17 protein-coding genes are annotated in these 14,232 nt (G+C 70.6%); 5 read left to right on the forward strand and 12 right to left on the reverse strand.

Annotated features, from left to right (window positions below; genetic code table 11):
- Window positions 1-58 precede the first annotated feature (58 nt).
- Complete coding sequence (locus tag ATM97_RS24300) at window positions 59-703, forward strand: TetR family transcriptional regulator (protein ID WP_308248601.1); 645 nt, start codon at window positions 59-61, stop codon at window positions 701-703.
- Here ATM97_RS24300 and ATM97_RS24305 read toward each other — a convergent pair.
- The 6 genes from ATM97_RS24305 to ATM97_RS24330 form a co-directional block, all read right to left on the reverse strand.
- The gene (locus ATM97_RS24305) at window positions 637-1,515 is read right to left on the reverse strand and encodes a TIGR03619 family F420-dependent LLM class oxidoreductase (protein WP_218720450.1); all 879 of its coding nucleotides are present in this window, start codon (window positions 1,513-1,515) and stop codon (window positions 637-639) included. The two genes, ATM97_RS24300 and ATM97_RS24305, sit on opposite strands and share 67 nt — an antisense overlap.
- Complete coding sequence (locus ATM97_RS24310) at window positions 1,512-2,321, reverse strand: SDR family oxidoreductase (RefSeq protein ID WP_218720452.1); 810 nt, start codon at window positions 2,319-2,321, stop codon at window positions 1,512-1,514. Before ATM97_RS24310 ends, ATM97_RS24305 begins: the two co-directional genes overlap by 4 nt.
- A gap of 5 nt (window positions 2,322-2,326) precedes the next feature.
- Window positions 2,327-2,833, reverse strand: a complete 507-nt coding sequence (locus ATM97_RS24315; protein ID WP_218720454.1) for a nuclear transport factor 2 family protein — start codon at window positions 2,831-2,833, stop codon at window positions 2,327-2,329.
- Complete coding sequence (locus ATM97_RS24320) at window positions 2,830-3,381, reverse strand: VOC family protein (protein WP_218720456.1); 552 nt, start codon at window positions 3,379-3,381, stop codon at window positions 2,830-2,832. The genes ATM97_RS24315 and ATM97_RS24320 overlap by 4 nt, the downstream gene beginning before the upstream one ends.
- Before the next feature lie 188 nt (window positions 3,382-3,569).
- Window positions 3,570-3,887, reverse strand: coding sequence for a hypothetical protein (locus ATM97_RS24325; protein WP_218720458.1), 318 nt, complete (start codon window positions 3,885-3,887; stop codon window positions 3,570-3,572).
- A 123-nt stretch (window positions 3,888-4,010) separates the two neighbouring features.
- Window positions 4,011-4,889, reverse strand: coding sequence for a helix-turn-helix domain-containing protein (locus ATM97_RS24330; protein WP_218720460.1), 879 nt, complete (start codon window positions 4,887-4,889; stop codon window positions 4,011-4,013).
- 91 nt (window positions 4,890-4,980) lie between these two features.
- On the opposite strand from ATM97_RS24330, the gene ATM97_RS24335 reads away from it, so the two are divergent.
- On the forward strand, window positions 4,981-5,772 hold the full coding sequence (locus tag ATM97_RS24335; protein ID WP_218720462.1) for an SDR family oxidoreductase: 792 nt from the start codon (window positions 4,981-4,983) through the stop codon (window positions 5,770-5,772).
- A 10-nt stretch (window positions 5,773-5,782) separates the two neighbouring features.
- Complete coding sequence (locus ATM97_RS24340) at window positions 5,783-6,868, forward strand: diacylglycerol kinase (RefSeq protein ID WP_218720464.1); 1,086 nt, start codon at window positions 5,783-5,785, stop codon at window positions 6,866-6,868.
- Between the two features lie 36 nt (window positions 6,869-6,904).
- On the opposite strand, the gene ATM97_RS24345 is transcribed toward ATM97_RS24340, so the two are convergent.
- Entirely contained in the window at window positions 6,905-7,051 is a 147-nt protein-coding gene (locus ATM97_RS24345) for a hypothetical protein (protein WP_218720466.1), read from the reverse strand.
- 129 nt (window positions 7,052-7,180) lie between these two features.
- Here ATM97_RS24345 and ATM97_RS24350 point away from each other — a divergent pair, with 129 nt between their 5' ends.
- On the forward strand, window positions 7,181-7,837 hold the full coding sequence (locus tag ATM97_RS24350; RefSeq protein ID WP_218720467.1) for a cyclase family protein: 657 nt from the start codon (window positions 7,181-7,183) through the stop codon (window positions 7,835-7,837).
- Window positions 7,838-7,880: 43 nt separating this feature from the next.
- Here the strand turns inward: ATM97_RS24350 and ATM97_RS24355 are convergent, their stop codons facing one another.
- From ATM97_RS24355 to ATM97_RS24375, 5 genes are all read right to left on the reverse strand, one after another.
- Entirely contained in the window at window positions 7,881-8,372 is a 492-nt protein-coding gene (locus ATM97_RS24355) for a DinB family protein (RefSeq protein ID WP_218720469.1), read from the reverse strand.
- Between the two features lie 173 nt (window positions 8,373-8,545).
- The gene (locus tag ATM97_RS24360) at window positions 8,546-8,719 is read right to left on the reverse strand and encodes a CsbD family protein (RefSeq protein WP_218720471.1); all 174 of its coding nucleotides are present in this window, start codon (window positions 8,717-8,719) and stop codon (window positions 8,546-8,548) included.
- Between the two features lie 117 nt (window positions 8,720-8,836).
- On the reverse strand, window positions 8,837-9,943 hold the full coding sequence (locus tag ATM97_RS24365) for a glutamate--cysteine ligase (protein WP_218720473.1): 1,107 nt from the start codon (window positions 9,941-9,943) through the stop codon (window positions 8,837-8,839).
- A gap of 196 nt (window positions 9,944-10,139) precedes the next feature.
- A complete protein-coding gene (locus tag ATM97_RS24370; protein ID WP_218720475.1) occupies window positions 10,140-11,315 on the reverse strand; it encodes an AI-2E family transporter in 1,176 nt (391 codons plus the stop codon).
- A 229-nt stretch (window positions 11,316-11,544) separates the two neighbouring features.
- A complete protein-coding gene (locus ATM97_RS24375) occupies window positions 11,545-13,029 on the reverse strand; it encodes an NAD(P)/FAD-dependent oxidoreductase (protein ID WP_218720477.1) in 1,485 nt (494 codons plus the stop codon).
- A 108-nt stretch (window positions 13,030-13,137) separates the two neighbouring features.
- On the opposite strand from ATM97_RS24375, the gene ATM97_RS24380 reads away from it, so the two are divergent.
- A complete protein-coding gene (locus tag ATM97_RS24380; RefSeq protein WP_218720479.1) occupies window positions 13,138-14,193 on the forward strand; it encodes an AraC family transcriptional regulator in 1,056 nt (351 codons plus the stop codon).
- Window positions 14,194-14,232: the final 39 nt, after the last annotated feature.

Below are 14,232 nucleotides of genomic sequence, written 5' to 3' on the forward strand. Positions count from 1 at the left end.
ATGACTCGTGCTCGGCCGCAATATTGACACACTTCGCCAAAACTGGTTGGCTTTCGCCGTGACGCAGCCCGCTCCCCGCCGCCCCGGCCGCCCCTCGGTGCTGGACACCCGGGCCGTGTCCGCGGGTGCGCTGCGCCTATGGACCGACCGCGGTTTCGCCACCACCAATTGGAACGACCTCGCCGAGGCCACGGGAATCAGCACGCGAACCCTGCTGCGGCACTTCTCTTCCCGCGCCGAGATCGCGTGGCTGGGTGTCGCGCCGGCGACCGACCGCCTGCGCGACGTGCTCACCGGCGCGGCCGAGGACGCGCCGCCCGCGCTCGTCGTCCGGACGGCGATCGTCGAATCCGTGTCGCGCGATCCGCGGATCCACGAGCTGGCACCGGCCTGGCTGCGATTGATCTCCTCGGAGCCCGAACTCGCCGCGACCGCTCCCCGGATCTACCAGCCCTGGATCGATACGCTGTCGGGCTATCTGGCCCGTCGGCTACCCGGCTCCCCCGCGGCCATCTGCCGGGCACTCGCGACCGCCTATCAGTCCGCCACGTTCGCGGCCCTGATCGAGTGGGCCGAGTCCGACGCGGGTGCGGACTGCGCCGACTCGGTCGATCGGATGCTGCGGTGGATGGATGCTCATCTGCCGGGGACCGCGTCCGCCCCGGAGTCCTCGTCGCGGATCTCGGCCAGCGCGCCCAGCTGATCGCAGTAGTGCCCGGCCGAGGTCGCCGTCAACGCGGCGCCGATCACCGTCGCGCCCGCGCGGGCCGCGGCCGCGAGCTTCGCCCTTGTCCCCGTGGGGTTTCCGAGCGGATCCAGCGAGCCGGCCGAGAGGACGACCTCGAAGCCGGCGGGCGGCTGCCGACGGGCCAGCAGCGTGCCGATCTCGTCGAAGGTCAGCCCGAACGGGACCCAGCCGTCGGCCAGATCCACCGCGCGCCGCAGCGAGCGCGCCGTGCGACCACCGATCCACAGCGGCACGGACTCCTGAACGGCGTGCGGTTCGACCACCATGTCGGTGAACCGGTGATACGGACCTTCGTGGTGCGGGACACGCTGCGACAGCGCCGCGCGCAGGGCGATCAGCGCCGCGTCACCCCGCGCGCCGCGGTCGTCGAACGCGACGTCGAGGAGCTCGAATTCCTCCCGCAGTGAGCCGACACCCAGTCCCAGGATCAACCGTCCGCCGCTCACGACGTCGAGAGTGCCGTACCGCTTGGCGATCTCGAGTGGGTGGTGGTAGCCGAGCACCAGCACCTTCGTGGCCAGCCGGATCCGGTCGGTGCGCGCGGCCAGATACCCGAGGGTGGCCAGGGGATCCCAGTAGGTCGCCCCGCGCACCGCGGCGACCGCGGCCGGAACCGCGACGTGCTCGCTGCAGGTGAGATGGTGGAACCCGAGCCGGTCCGCGGCGACCGCGATCCGCGCGAGGTCGGCAATGCCTGCCGACTCCTCCCACGGGCTGTGCGCGCCCGGCACCCGTGTCACCACCGGGGTATCGATGCCGATCCTCATCCGGTCACCGTCCGGGCACCCGGCGGCGGCAGCAGTTTCCCGGCCCCGGCGCTCGCGGCCAGCAGCAGCTCGGCCCGATCGGTTCCGCTGTGCTTGGCCGCGATCGCCGCGAACTCCTCCACCACGACCACCGGGCCGTTCGCCAGGCTCGCCAGCCCCTGCGCGGCGACCTCGCGAGGTTCGGAGACCCGCAGGCCGGGCCGGTCCCACCGCAGTCCGGCCCTGGCCATCGCGGGCGTGCGGGTCACGCCGAGCACCAGGTGCACCACGTCGACCTCGTGGTCGCGCATTTCCAGCCACAGCCCTTCGGCGAAGGTGCGCAGGAACGCCTTGGCCGCCGCGTAGACGCTGATCTGCGCCGACCCCAGGTATCCGCTGAGCGAACCGACCAGCAGGATGCCACCGCGACGCCGCTCCCGCATGGGAGCGCCGAAGTGTTGCACCAGGGTCAGCTGAGCGGTGATGTTCAGGTCGATGACCGCCCGGAATCGGTCGAGGTCACCGGTCACGAACTCGTGGCCGTAGGTGTTGGCGCCCGCGTTGTAGATCAGCAGGCCCACGGCCAGGTCGTCGGTGAGTACCGCGATGCGGTCGAGCGCGTCCGGGGCGAGCAGGTCGACCGACAGCGTGCGCACCTCGACGCCGTGGGCGCGACAGACCTCGGCGGTCGCCAGCAGCGGTTCTTCCTTGCGCGCCAGCAGCACCAGATGCACACCCGCCCGGGCGAGCTGCTCGGCGAACTCAGCGCCGACACCTTCGGACCCGCCCGCAATCACCGCCCAGGGGCCGTACTTGTCGATGTCCATGGGTCTCAGTCCCGCCCCTCGGATCCGGTGACGACGCCACCGAGCAGCTCACGCGCCTCGGGCCTGCCGTCCAGCAACCGGGCCACGCGGCGCCGTACCTGCCAGCGACCGCCGGTCTTCACCAGTTCCCAGCGGTTCGCGGTGATCCGGGCGACGTGGAACTGCGCTGTCGTGCCCGGAACCTTCAGCACCAGCTGCGAATGTCCGATGGCCACGGCGCGATCCCCGTCGACCTCGACGTGCGGCAGGCCGATCAGATGCGCCGAGCCGTTGGTGATGAAACCCTGATGCGGCGCGCTGCCGACCATCGCGCGCACCTCGGCGCGCCCGCGCAGCATTCCCGAATCCACGTCGTACTCACCGTCTTCGGACCACAGCGCGGCCGTGCCGTCGGCGGATCCACTGTCCACGGCGGGACCGTAGGCGGCGATCAGCTCCAGGATCTGCCACTTGTCCTCCATCAGCTCCACGCGCCGCAGCAGTGCCGCGAGATCTGCGGGTGCCGGGGTCATGAGTGCCTCCCCGCCGTTGCGGACAGCGCCGCCCGGCGCGCCGCGACGCGTGCCCACACTGCGGGGTCGGTCCGTGGACCGCCCGGGGTGTCGGCACCGTACCGGCGGATCTGGGCATCGATGTCCAGGGGCGCGGTCAGCGAGGTGCCGGGAGCCAGGGCGTCTTCGACGTGCTCGTCGGGCACCAGCCAGCACACCTCGAACTCGATGCCGTCGGGGTCGCGGGCGTAGAGCGCCTTGGTCGACCCGTGATCGCTCGCCCCGGTCAGCGCGTGCGCGGCAGTCAGGCCGTCGCGCACCGCGGCCAGCTCGGACAACGTATCCACTTCCCACGCAACGTGATAGAGCCCGACCGAGCCCGGCCCCGCCGCGGCGGTCCTGGCCTGGAAGAGCCCGAGATCGTGGTCGTTGGCCGAACCGGGGTGGCGCAGGAACGCGCCGCCGGGAAATCCCTCGGCGAGCCGCTCGAATCCGAGCACATCCTCGTAGAACGCGATACTGCGCGGCAGATCCGCGACGAACAGGACGATGTGGTTGATTCCCCGCATGCCCGGCGACCTCCTGAGATCGATGGTTCTCGACCTCTCACAGTCCCACGGAATCACCCCGGGTCGATACCGGGTGACCGGCGAGTGGGACACGCGCCTGGGAGCTCCGCGCCGCCGGGCACGACCGGCAATGCCGACGCTTCGACCAGCTCACCGCGCGCGGGCAGGCCGAAGCCTGTCGGCGGGTCTCACTTCGGCACCAGGATCCCGGTCAGATCCGCGTCGCGGATAGGTGTGTCCGGGTTCGCCTGCGCCTCGCACATCAGGTTGACGGCGGCGACCGCCAGGTCGACCGCGTTCTGGTCCGAGGCCGTACTCTCCCGGCCCTCTTCTTCGAGCATTTTCGTCACCGTGGTGTGCTTCTTGGCGGAATCCTGGGCGACGTACTCGCTGCACCTCGTGTCACCGCCCTTGTTGACGGCCTTCTCCACTTCGGCGCATCCCGCTGTCCCGCCCATCATGGCCAGGATCAGCGTTGTCGCCACGATCGTTGCTCGCAAATACATGATCACTCTCGTTCCTGTGGGCGTACCCGAGCCGCTAGAGCCCGACACAGGGGGCATAGCCACAATGGCGAAAGGTAATCAGCCGGTCGGGACCTGAGCCGCGGACGCGCTCCGCCGCGCTGGTCAGGCCCGCCGTCCGAGCGCGGCCGACAGCGCCGCGGCGCCGGTGCGGATCATGTCGACGTATCGCGCGCGATCGGCCTGGCCGACCGCGGAGCGCAGCAGACCGATCTGGACCTCGTAGGGCGCGCCGGCACCGGCGAGCACCGGCGCCGACAGGTAGCCCACGGGCAGCGCCTCCTCGTCCGCGAGGTCGGCTTCCCGGTAGGGACGCGCGGTCAGCCGGGCCAGCTGCCGCAGCACCCGGGCACGGAGTTCCGCCTGGACCACCTCGCCGCCGACCGCGCCGAGCAACTCCGCGAGCACCTCCACCACGCCGGCGTCGTCGGAATCGGGGCGAAAGATCGCACAGCCGTGGGTGGTGACGAACCGCAGCAGCGCCGGCGCGCTCCGCCGCGCCGGGCCGGTCGCCGTCGCCAGCCACGTCCGGCGTTCGGGCTCCCCGCGCCACGGCATCACGGCGGCGCCCGCCGGATAGGACAGCGGAATGGACTGTCCCACAGCGAGTCCGGGCACGATGCGCGCGCCCGCCGCGTATTCCTTGGCCACCACGGTGAGCCGCCCGTCGGCGATCCGGCTCAGTGTCACACCGCAGTGCGCGGCCGCGGCCAGTTCCCGTAGCGCGGCACTCACCGCCGCAGCCGGGATCTCGGGGTCGGCGGGCGCGAGCGCGGCGAGCGCGGGTCCGGGGCCGAACCGACGATCGCGGTCGCGGCGCACCCAGCCCGCCTCGGTCAGCTCGGTCAGCACGGCGGTGATCGTGGCACGCGCCGATGAGAGCGCCGACGCGATCTCCGAGACGGTCAGCGCGCGGTCGCTGCGGGTCAGCAGTTCCATCACCTCGATGACCCGACGGGTCGGCGGCGACGCGGATTCCGGCATGACACCCTCTTGTCTGCGGGTACGGCCCGCCCTACACTGCTTCGACTATTCGCCACATATTAGTCGAATATTCGACGCACGAGAGGTGCTCATGATCCTCGACCAATTCCGTCTGAACGACCGGGTAGCCATCGTCACCGGGGCGGGGCGTGGCCTCGGCGCCGCGATCGCGACCGGTTTCGCCGAGGCCGGTGCCGACGTGGTGATCGCCGCGCGCACCGAGGCCGACCTGCGGCGGGTCGCCGACCAGGTCGAGGCGGCCGGTCGGCGCGCGCACGTCGTGGTCGCCGACCTCGCCGACCCGGACGCCGTCACCGCGCTGGCCGACGCCGCGACCGCGCAGTTCGGCCGACTGGATGTCGTCGTCAACAATGTGGGCGGGGCGCTGCCGAGACCGTTGCTCGACACCTCCCCCAGCGATCTCGCCGAGGCCTTCGCCTTCAATGTCGGGACGGCGCACGCCCTGGTGCGTGCCGCGGTGCCGAGAATGCTCGACACCGCCGGCGGTGGCTCGATCATCAACATCACCTCGACGATGGGCAGACTGCCGGGACGCGCCTTCGCCGCCTACGCCACCGCCAAGGCCGCGCTGGCCCACTACACCCGCAGCGCCGCCATGGATCTCAGCCCCCGCATCCGGGTCAACGCGATCGCGCCCGGCTCGATTCTGACCTCCGCGCTCGACATCGTCGCGGGCAACCAGCAGATGCGCACGGCGATGGAGCAGGCGACGCCCTTGCAGCGCCTCGGCGAGCCCGGCGATATCGCCGCGGCCGCGCTGTTTCTCGCCTCGCCCGCGGGCGCCTTCCTCACCGGGAAGGTGCTCGAGGTCGACGGTGGGCTCATCGCGCCGAATCTGACCATTCCCCTGCCGGATCTGTGAGGACGACACCATGGTTCATCGTGTAGTGCACTGGGGCACCGGCAATGTCGGCAGGCACGCCCTGGCGGGAGTGCTCGCCGACCCCCGGTTCGAGCTGGTCGGTGTGCACGTGTCCGGGTCCGACAAGGCCGGGCGCGACGCCGCCGAACTCGCCGGAACATCCACGCCCACCGGCATCCTCGCGACCACCGAGCTCGCCGACGTCTTGGCGCTGCGGCCCGACTGCGTGGTCTACACCGCCATGACCGACAACCGGTTGCTGGAGGCGCTCGCGGATCTGCGCGCCCTGCTCGCCGCCGGGATCAATGTGGTGGCCAGCGCCCCGGTGTTCCTCCAGTATCCGTGGCAGGTGCTGCCGACGGACCTGCTGGCGCCGGTGGAACAGGCTGCGGCGCAGGGCGATGCGTCGCTGTTCGTCAACGGCATCGACCCCGGCTTCGCCAACGATCTGCTGCCGCTGGCCCTGCTGGGCACCTGCCGCTACGTCGAGCAGGTGCGCTGTCTCGAGATCGTCGACTACTCCACCTACGACAATCCCGCGGTCATGTTCGACATCATGGGCTTCGGCAAGCCGATGGACGAGACTCCCCTGCTGCTGCAACCGGGCGTGCTGTCGCTGGCCTGGGGCAGCGTGGTGCGCCAGCTCGCCGCGGGGCTGGCGATCGAACTCGACAGCGTCACCGAGCGTTTCGAGCGACTGCCCGCGCCGGAGACCTTCGACATCGACTCGGGCACCATCCCCGCGGGCACGGCCGCGGCTCTGCGGTTCGAGGTCCGCGGCATGGTCGGCGACCGGGTCGTCACCGTGCTCGAGCATGTCACCCGGCTGCGCGCCGACCTCGCCCCCGACTGGCCGCAGCCCGCCCGGGCCGGCGGGTCCTACCGCGTCGAGATCACCGGTGAGCCGAACTACACCTTGGATCTGGCGATGTTCAGCGACCGCGGCGACCACAATCACGCCAGTCTGGTCGGCACGGCGATGCGGGTGGTCAATGCCATTCCGGCCGTCGTCGCCGCACCGCCGGGCATCCGCACCACGCTCGACCTTCCGCTCGTCACCGGGTCCGGTCTGGCCGATCCCGGCCGCGAGCCGTGACAGCACAGTGAAAACGGCCGGCTCGACCTCGGCCGCTCACTTGTCCGCGCTCGGTCCGGTGATGCCGGGCTCGGATCCCCACGACGGCGGGTCCACGATGGTCGGTCGAGTCTCGGCGGGCGGCCAGGTCGTCCAGGCGGCGGCCGCCGCGTGTTCGGCGACGGATTTTCCCCAGTTCCACATCGTTTCGCTCCTCCCCAGAGCTCATCCGCGGGTCTCACCAGGCTATCGGGCAATGATGTGGCGGGCTAATGATTATTCGGCGCGCGTGCCGCACCGGCGAAGCGCCGGACCTGTTCGTAAGCTCCCGGTGTGCGCCTGATCGACCTGACCCAGCCGATCCACACGGGGATGCCCGTGTTTCCCGGCGACCCGGAAGTCCGCCTGGAACCGGCCCTTCGGGTCGCCACCGACGGGGTCAACGTGCTGCGCGTCCACCTCGGATCGCAATCCGGAACCCATGTCGACGCGCCCGCTCATCTCGACGACAGCCTGCCCACGCTCGACGAACTCCCGCTCGAACGCTTCACCGGGCCCGCGTACATCGTCGACGCCGGGTCCGTGCCCGCCCGCGGCGTGATCGGGGTCGAGCTCTTCGATATCGATCCGGTGCCGGGCGCCGTCGTCCTGATCGCCACCGGATGGTCGTCGCGCTGGGGCACCGACGCCTATCTCACCCACCCCTCTCTGGACCCCGCAGCGGCACAGATGCTGGTGGACAAGGGAATCCGCACCGTCGGCATCGACGCACCCAGCATCGATCCGTCCGAGGCCGAAGATCTCGCCCTCCCGGCGCACCGGATCCTGTGCGGCGCGCACGCGGTGATCGCCGAGAACCTCACCGGTCTCGACCGGCTGCTGGCCGCTCAGTCGGCGGGCGCCACCATCGAGGTCTCGCTGTTCCCCCTGCGTCTCAGCGCAGCGGACGGAGCGCCGGTCCGGGCGGTGGCCCGCGTGGGCGGCCGGTAGCCGTCCGGCCTCGGCGGGGGCCATCCGATCTCTGCCCGGAAGGTCAGCGGCCGGTGGTGCCGTCGATCAGTTCGCGGAGGATATCGGCGTGGCCCGCGTGCCTGCCGGTCTCCTCGATCATGTGGGTCAGCGCCCAGCGGACGCTGGGAGCGGGTCGCCCGGCCCGCGGCACCGGCGCGCCGAGATCGGTACAGCCGTCGAGGATCTCGTTCGCGCGCTCGACCGCGGCGCGGTAGCGGGCGACGACGTCGTCCACCTTGTCCTCGGCAGCGACGTGGAAGGTCGCGGGCCAGTCGGTCACGGTGTCGCCGAGGAACATCGCGCGTTCGACGGAGGTCAGGTGCGCCAGCAGGCCGAGCAGATTCGTGCCCGACGGCACCGCGGGCGTGCGCGCCTGCGCGTCGGGGGCGCCGTCGACTTTCGCGGCGATCGAGGTCCGTAGATAGTCGAGGAATCCGCGCAGGACCTGTTTCTCGTCGCCACCGGTTCGCGGCGGCGGGGTGTCCCTGCGGCGGGTGCGGCGCGGCGTGGGCACGAAGGTCTCCTTTCGTCGCGAGCATCGGCCCGCGCTCTCCCAGTTTCGCCACGCCCACCACGATCTGGCACGCGAAGTTGCGGTTTCGGCAAACCGGCGATCAGCGGCGCCCACCGCGCGCCGCGGGGGCACCGGCAGTCGAGCCGGTGCCCCCGCGGGAGAGAGCAGGTGCGTCAGTTCCGGAAGGCGTCCTTCACCTTCTCGCCGGCGTCCTTCAGGTTGGACTTGGCCTGTTCCCCGCGACCTTCGTTCTCCAGGTCCCGGTCGTCGGTGGCCTTGCCGGCAGCCTCCTTGGCCTTACCCGCCAATTCCTCGGCCTTGTTCTTCGCCTTGTCCGCAAAGCTCATCGCGGCATTCCTTTCAGACGTTCGCTCGGCCACATCGTGACCGTGGGCCGTCTTGGGGACCCACTTGCCGCGATACCCGGGTCTCGTCGCGACAAACACCCGTGCGCCGGGACCTCGTCAGCATCCCTCCAGCGTCGCCCGCGCCGATGCGGCGACCACATCGGCGACGTCGCGCCGAGCGCGGAACGCCTCGAGCTGGCGCCGCGCGCCGTTGCCGCGGCCGGCCAGCGCGTCGATCGCCTCGACGACGAACTCGCGGTCCCCGCTGTCGTCCAGCGCGGTGGCGATGTGGTCGACGAGCCGATGCAGCAACTCCAGATGCGGGACCACCCGGCCCTTCGCCATATCGAGCCCGTTGCCGTCCAGGCCGGAATGCGCAGCGTTCCAGTACGCCGTCCGCAGCACCTCCCCCGACACCGCGAACGCGGGTTCATGGCGCGCGATCGACCGCAGTCCCGAGCTCACGATCCCCCGGATCAACGCCGCCAGCAGCGCGGACTCCGCCGCGGTGGCCGGGACATCGCTGACCCGGACTTCCACGGTCGGGAACGACTCCGAGGGGCGGATGTCCCAATAGACCATCTTGTTGTCCAGGATGCTGCCGCTGGCCCGCATCATCGCCACGATCGACTCGAAGTCTTCGAGCGAGGCGAAATAGGGCGGTGGGCCTGCGCTGGGCCAGCGTCGCCACAGGATGCTGCGCCAGCTCGCGTAGCCGGTCTCGGCGCCGCGATAGATCGCCGAGTTCGCGGTCGTGGCCAGCAGCACCGGCAGCCAGGGCCGCACGTAGTTACCGACGAGCACCGCGGTCTCGCGGTCGGGCACACCGACATGGACATGGCAACCACACAGCCCCTGCTCGTGGGCGATCATCCCGAACGCGTGCGCGATCCGCTGATAGCGCGGGGTGTCGGTCACCGGGAACCGGTCGGGGACGGTCGGCGGGATCGCCACCGCCAGCAGCCGCGCATCGTGCTCCGCCGCGCACTCGGCGACCCGGCGCCGGGATGTGCGCAACTCCCCCAGCAATTCCCCGATGTCGGAGTGCACCCGGCTGCTGGTTTCGACCTGGCAGCGCGTCAGCTCCAGTTGCAGGTCGATCCCGGCCCGCCGCGCGGTCTCGGCGACCTGGCTGTTCTTCGCGGCCGGGGCGCCGGTGCCGGGGTCGGTCAACAGGAATTCCTCTTCGACGCCGACCGTGAGTACGTCCGCGTGCCTGCCCACCGCCCGCCTCCTTTGCAGGGATTCGACGAGGTACTTCCCACCGCGACCGCGGCACAGTCATCCGTGACGACGTCTCCACAGGCGACACCTTCACCGTAGACCAGGTGGTCGCTGTCGTGAACCCCGGCGAGCCGGTGTCGAGTCACGAACCCGGCGATCCGGCGCAGGTCCGCGCGCTGATCGCCCAGGAATCCGCTCAGGTACCCGGTTCGGGCACGGGCGCGTCGCTGTCCGTTTCGGCGGCCGCCGCCCGCGCTGATCCGGTGGCGGCGTCGATCTGCTCGCCGATGTAGCGAATGACCACGGCGACCATCGCGACGACCGGCACCGCGAGGAACGCGCCGGTGATGCCGTAGAGCGAGCCGCCCGCGGTGACCGCCAGCAGCACGATCACCGCGTGCAGCTCCATGCTGCGGCTCTGCAGGACCGGTTGCAGCACATTGCCTTCCAGCTGCTGCACCGCGATGACGATGCCGAGCACGATCACGGCGGTGGTGAACCCGTTGCCGACCAGCGCGACCAGCACCGCGAGCGCACCGGCGACGAAGGCGCCGACCATCGGTACGAAGCCACCGATGAAGGTGATCACCGACAGCACCAGCGCCAGGGGGACGTCGAGGATGAACAGCGCCGTGCCGATGCAGAGGGCGTCGACCATGCTGACGACCGCCTGGGTCCGGATGAATCCGCCCAGCGTCGCCCAGACCCGCTCGAGCACAGCCTCGACATGGCGGCCGCTGCGCTGTCCGAACACCCCGTGCATCCACGGCAGCAGCCGAGGACCGTCCTTGAGGAAGAAGAACACCAGCACCAGCACCAAGAACACGGTGATCAGGAACGATGTCGCGGTGGAGACGCCGGTGAACACGCCGTTGGCGATCTGCGAGCCACTGGACTGCAGGCGCGCCACGATCGCGTCGACCGCGGAATCGAGTTGCTCGTCGCGCAGCCGCAACGGCGGTCCCTGAATCCAGTCACGGACCTGATTGACACCGGCGGTGGACTTGTCGACGAGTTCGGGCGCCTGCTCGGCCACCGACGGCACGATCAGCGCGACGACCCCGGCCACCAACCCGAGGAATCCCAGCAGGGTCGCCGTCGCGGCCAGCGCGGGCGGCCACCGGTGCCTGGTGAGCCAGCGGGTCGGCGGCCACAGGATCGTGGCCACCACGGTCGCCAGCGCGACGGGCAGGATCACCACCCACAGGCGGGCGGCGATCGAACCCAGCACCCACGCGCCCGCCGCGATCGCCACGATGCACAGCGACCACTTCGCCAGCCACAGCAGCCCGCCCCCGATCACGTCCCCGCGATCACGCGGCGACTTTCCGCTCGGTTGCGCCACACTGGGTTCTTTCACCGGCCCGCTCACGCCGTCAGTCTGACACGCGCGCTGTCCTCAGCGCTCCCGCCCGTGCAGGAACCCGACCCGACGCCGGACGACGCTACGGTTCGCCGCCGTCCACTCGACGGTCGGCGGCGCCGTGCCCGGGACCACGCCGGTGCTGCTGGAGAAACCTTCGGTCCCACGCGCGCCTCACCGAGGCGTTCCCCGCACCTGCTCCGGGGTGTCGATCGGGTACTCGCCGATCGGCTGTTCGTCACTGCCTGGGGCGCTCACCCGCAGTGGGGACCACCCGGTAGTCCGACAGCGCGAAGGTGCGGGTGCGGCGGCGGTAGCTGGTCACGGTGCCCGGCCAGTTGTTGGTGACGCGCCCGGCCGCGGTGCGGTACCAGCTCGAACAGCGGGTCCACGGTGTCCGTTCCAGCCGTCGCTGCACCCGGACGTCGTATTCCTCGGCCACGTCGGGCCGCACGTCGAGCACCCGCCCGGGATGGCGGGCGATCTGCTGGACGGCCTGCCGAATGTAGCGGGCCTGGGATTCGATCATGTACACGATCGACCCCACGCCGAGATTGGTGTTCGGGCCGTAGACGAGGAACATGTTCGGGAACCCGGGCACGGACATGCCCTGGTAGGCGCGCGCGCCACCGTCCCACGCGTCCTCGAGCTCGCGGCCACCCCGGCCGACGATCCGCATCGGCCACAGGAATTCGGTGCCCTTGAACCCGGTGCCGTAGATGATCACGTCCGCGCCGTGGACGACGCCGTCGGCCGTGCGGATGCCCTCGGGCACGATCTCACTGATGGCGCTCGTCTCGACATGCGCGTTCGGCTGGGTGAGCGCCGGAAAGTAGTTGTTGGAGAACAGCCCCCGCTTGCATCCGGCCGGATAGTCGGGCAGCAGCGCGGCCCGCAACGTCGGGTCCGGCACCTGCTTCTCCAGGTGCCGGGTGGCGATACCGGTCACCAGCGGCCGGATCGCGGGGACATCGACGATGCCCAGCGACAGGAACTCGCACAGTGCCCAGAACGCGAATCGCTCCGCCAGCCGGACCGGGGGCACGCGCGCGAACACAGTGTGATGCCAGGGCCGGTACTCGACATCGGGCTTGGGCAGCACCCACGCGGCCGACCGCTGGAACAGCGTCAGCTGCCGCACCCTCGGCTGGATGGCGGGCACGAATTGGATGGCGCTGGCACCGGTCCCGATCACCGCGACCCGCTTGCCGGTCAGCTCGACGTCGTGATTCCACTCGGCCGAGTGGAACGACTCGCCTTGGAAGTCGTCGATCCCCGGGATCGTCGGCCAGGCCGGGCGGGACAGCTGACCCACCGCGGGAACGAGCACATCGGCGCTGATCGTCGCGCCGTCGGCGGTGCTGACCGTCCAGGTGCCCCTGACATCGTCGAACTCCGCGGCGGTGACCTCGGCGCCGAACCGGATCTTCGACATCAGCCCCCGCTTCTCGGCCACCCCGCGCAGATACGCCTGGATGTCGGGCTGCTCGGAGAACCGCTTGGGCCAGTCGGTCCTGGGTTCGTAGGAGTAGGAGTACAGCGGCGACGGGATGTCGCACCCGGCGCCCGGGTAGGTGTTCTCCCGCCACACCCCACCGACGTCGGCCGCCCGTTCCAGCAGGGTCACGTCGTCGAACCCGGCCTTCTGCAGTTCCATGGCCATGCCGAGGCCGCCGAAGCCGGTCCCGATGATGACGATCGAGGGGGTGGTGCGCGCGCTCATGCCAGGACTCCTCTGTCGCTGATGCCACCGTCAACGCTACGACCCGCGTGAACACCGAGCACAAACAACGACGGCCAGAGAATCAATACTTTCGGCCATAATGGCCGGATGCGCACCGTCGAAGAGCCGGACATCCGGACCTGGGACTTTCCGCGCGGCATCGCCAGCATCGCGGTGATGGCGGACTTCGCCGCCGAGCACGGTGTCGACGCCGATCGTGTCCTGGCGGGCACCGGCCTCGCCCCGGCGGCCCTGACCTCTCCCGAGCTGCAGGTGCCGGCCGTGACCGAACTCGTCGTCGTGCGCAATCTCGTGCGCGAACTCGCCGACGTGCCCGCGCTGGGCGCGCAGGTCGGCCGCCGCTACCGGCTCTCCACCTTCGGCATCTTCGGCTTCGCCTGCGTCACCAGTCCGACACTGCGCGAAGCGATCTCGCTGGCCCTCCGCTACTATCAGCTGGGCTACGGATTCTGTACCCCCGTCGTCGAATCCGGCGACGACGGCGTGCTGGCCTGGATCCACCACGACCTCGTTCCCGCCGACGTGGCGCGGTTCCTCGTCGAACGCGACGTGGTCGCGATGCATCGGGTGCTGGGCGATCTGCTCGGCCACGAACTCACCGTCGCGCGGATCGAGTTCGACTTCGAGACGGGCGACAGCGCCGACCGCCTGCACGAGATCCTGGGCGTCGCACCGGAATTCGGCCGCGCGCACACGGTCTTCACCCTCGACCCCACGATCCTGGCCCAGGCACTCCCCCAGGCGAATGCCCAGACCTGGAGCCTGTGCGTGGCGCAGTGCGCCGAGCTCCTGCAACAACGCACCGCGCGCACCGGCATCACCGCAGAGGTGCGCGCACTGATTCTGCCCGGCGGGGATACCGCGCTCATCCCGTCCCCGCCGACCATCGAGGTCGTCGCGCGCGAGTTGGGCACGAGCCCCCGCACGCTCCGACGGCGCCTCACCGCAGCGGGCACCGGCTATCGAGCGCTGGTCGACGAGGTCCGCTGCGCGCTGGCCGAGGAGATGCTCACCGGCACCCCGCTGTCGATCGACGACATCGCCGTGCGCTTGGGCTACGCCGAGGCGACACCGTTCATCCACGCGTTCAAGCGCTGGACCGGCACCACACCCTCGGCCTACCGGCGCCAGCGCGTCCGCTGAGCGCGAGGCTGTTCACCACACGGCCCTGCGTGCCGCAAC

The organism is Nocardia sp. MH4 (assembly GCF_019266065.1).
GTDB lineage: Bacteria > Actinomycetota > Actinomycetes > Mycobacteriales > Mycobacteriaceae > Nocardia > Nocardia canadensis.

Coding starts and splice junctions, on each gene's coding strand:
- ATM97_RS24305 (WP_218720450.1), bottom strand. CDS start 1,515: ATGAGGATCGGCATCGATACCCCGGTGGTGACACGGGTGCCGGGCGCG.
- ATM97_RS24310 (WP_218720452.1), bottom strand. CDS start 2,321: ATGGACATCGACAAGTACGGCCCCTGGGCGGTGATTGCGGGCGGGTCC.
- ATM97_RS24315 (WP_218720454.1), bottom strand. CDS start 2,833: ATGACCCCGGCACCCGCAGATCTCGCGGCACTGCTGCGGCGCGTGGAG.
- ATM97_RS24320 (WP_218720456.1), bottom strand. CDS start 3,381: ATGCGGGGAATCAACCACATCGTCCTGTTCGTCGCGGATCTGCCGCGC.
- ATM97_RS24325 (WP_218720458.1), bottom strand. CDS start 3,887: ATGTATTTGCGAGCAACGATCGTGGCGACAACGCTGATCCTGGCCATG.
- ATM97_RS24330 (WP_218720460.1), bottom strand. CDS start 4,889: ATGCCGGAATCCGCGTCGCCGCCGACCCGTCGGGTCATCGAGGTGATG.
- ATM97_RS24335 (WP_218720462.1), top strand. CDS start 4,981: ATGATCCTCGACCAATTCCGTCTGAACGACCGGGTAGCCATCGTCACC.
- ATM97_RS24340 (WP_218720464.1), top strand. CDS start 5,783: ATGGTTCATCGTGTAGTGCACTGGGGCACCGGCAATGTCGGCAGGCAC.
- ATM97_RS24345 (WP_218720466.1), bottom strand. CDS start 7,051: ATGTGGAACTGGGGAAAATCCGTCGCCGAACACGCGGCGGCCGCCGCC.
- ATM97_RS24360 (WP_218720471.1), bottom strand. CDS start 8,719: ATGAGCTTTGCGGACAAGGCGAAGAACAAGGCCGAGGAATTGGCGGGT.
- ATM97_RS24375 (WP_218720477.1), bottom strand. CDS start 13,029: ATGAGCGCGCGCACCACCCCCTCGATCGTCATCATCGGGACCGGCTTC.
- ATM97_RS24380 (WP_218720479.1), top strand. CDS start 13,138: ATGCGCACCGTCGAAGAGCCGGACATCCGGACCTGGGACTTTCCGCGC.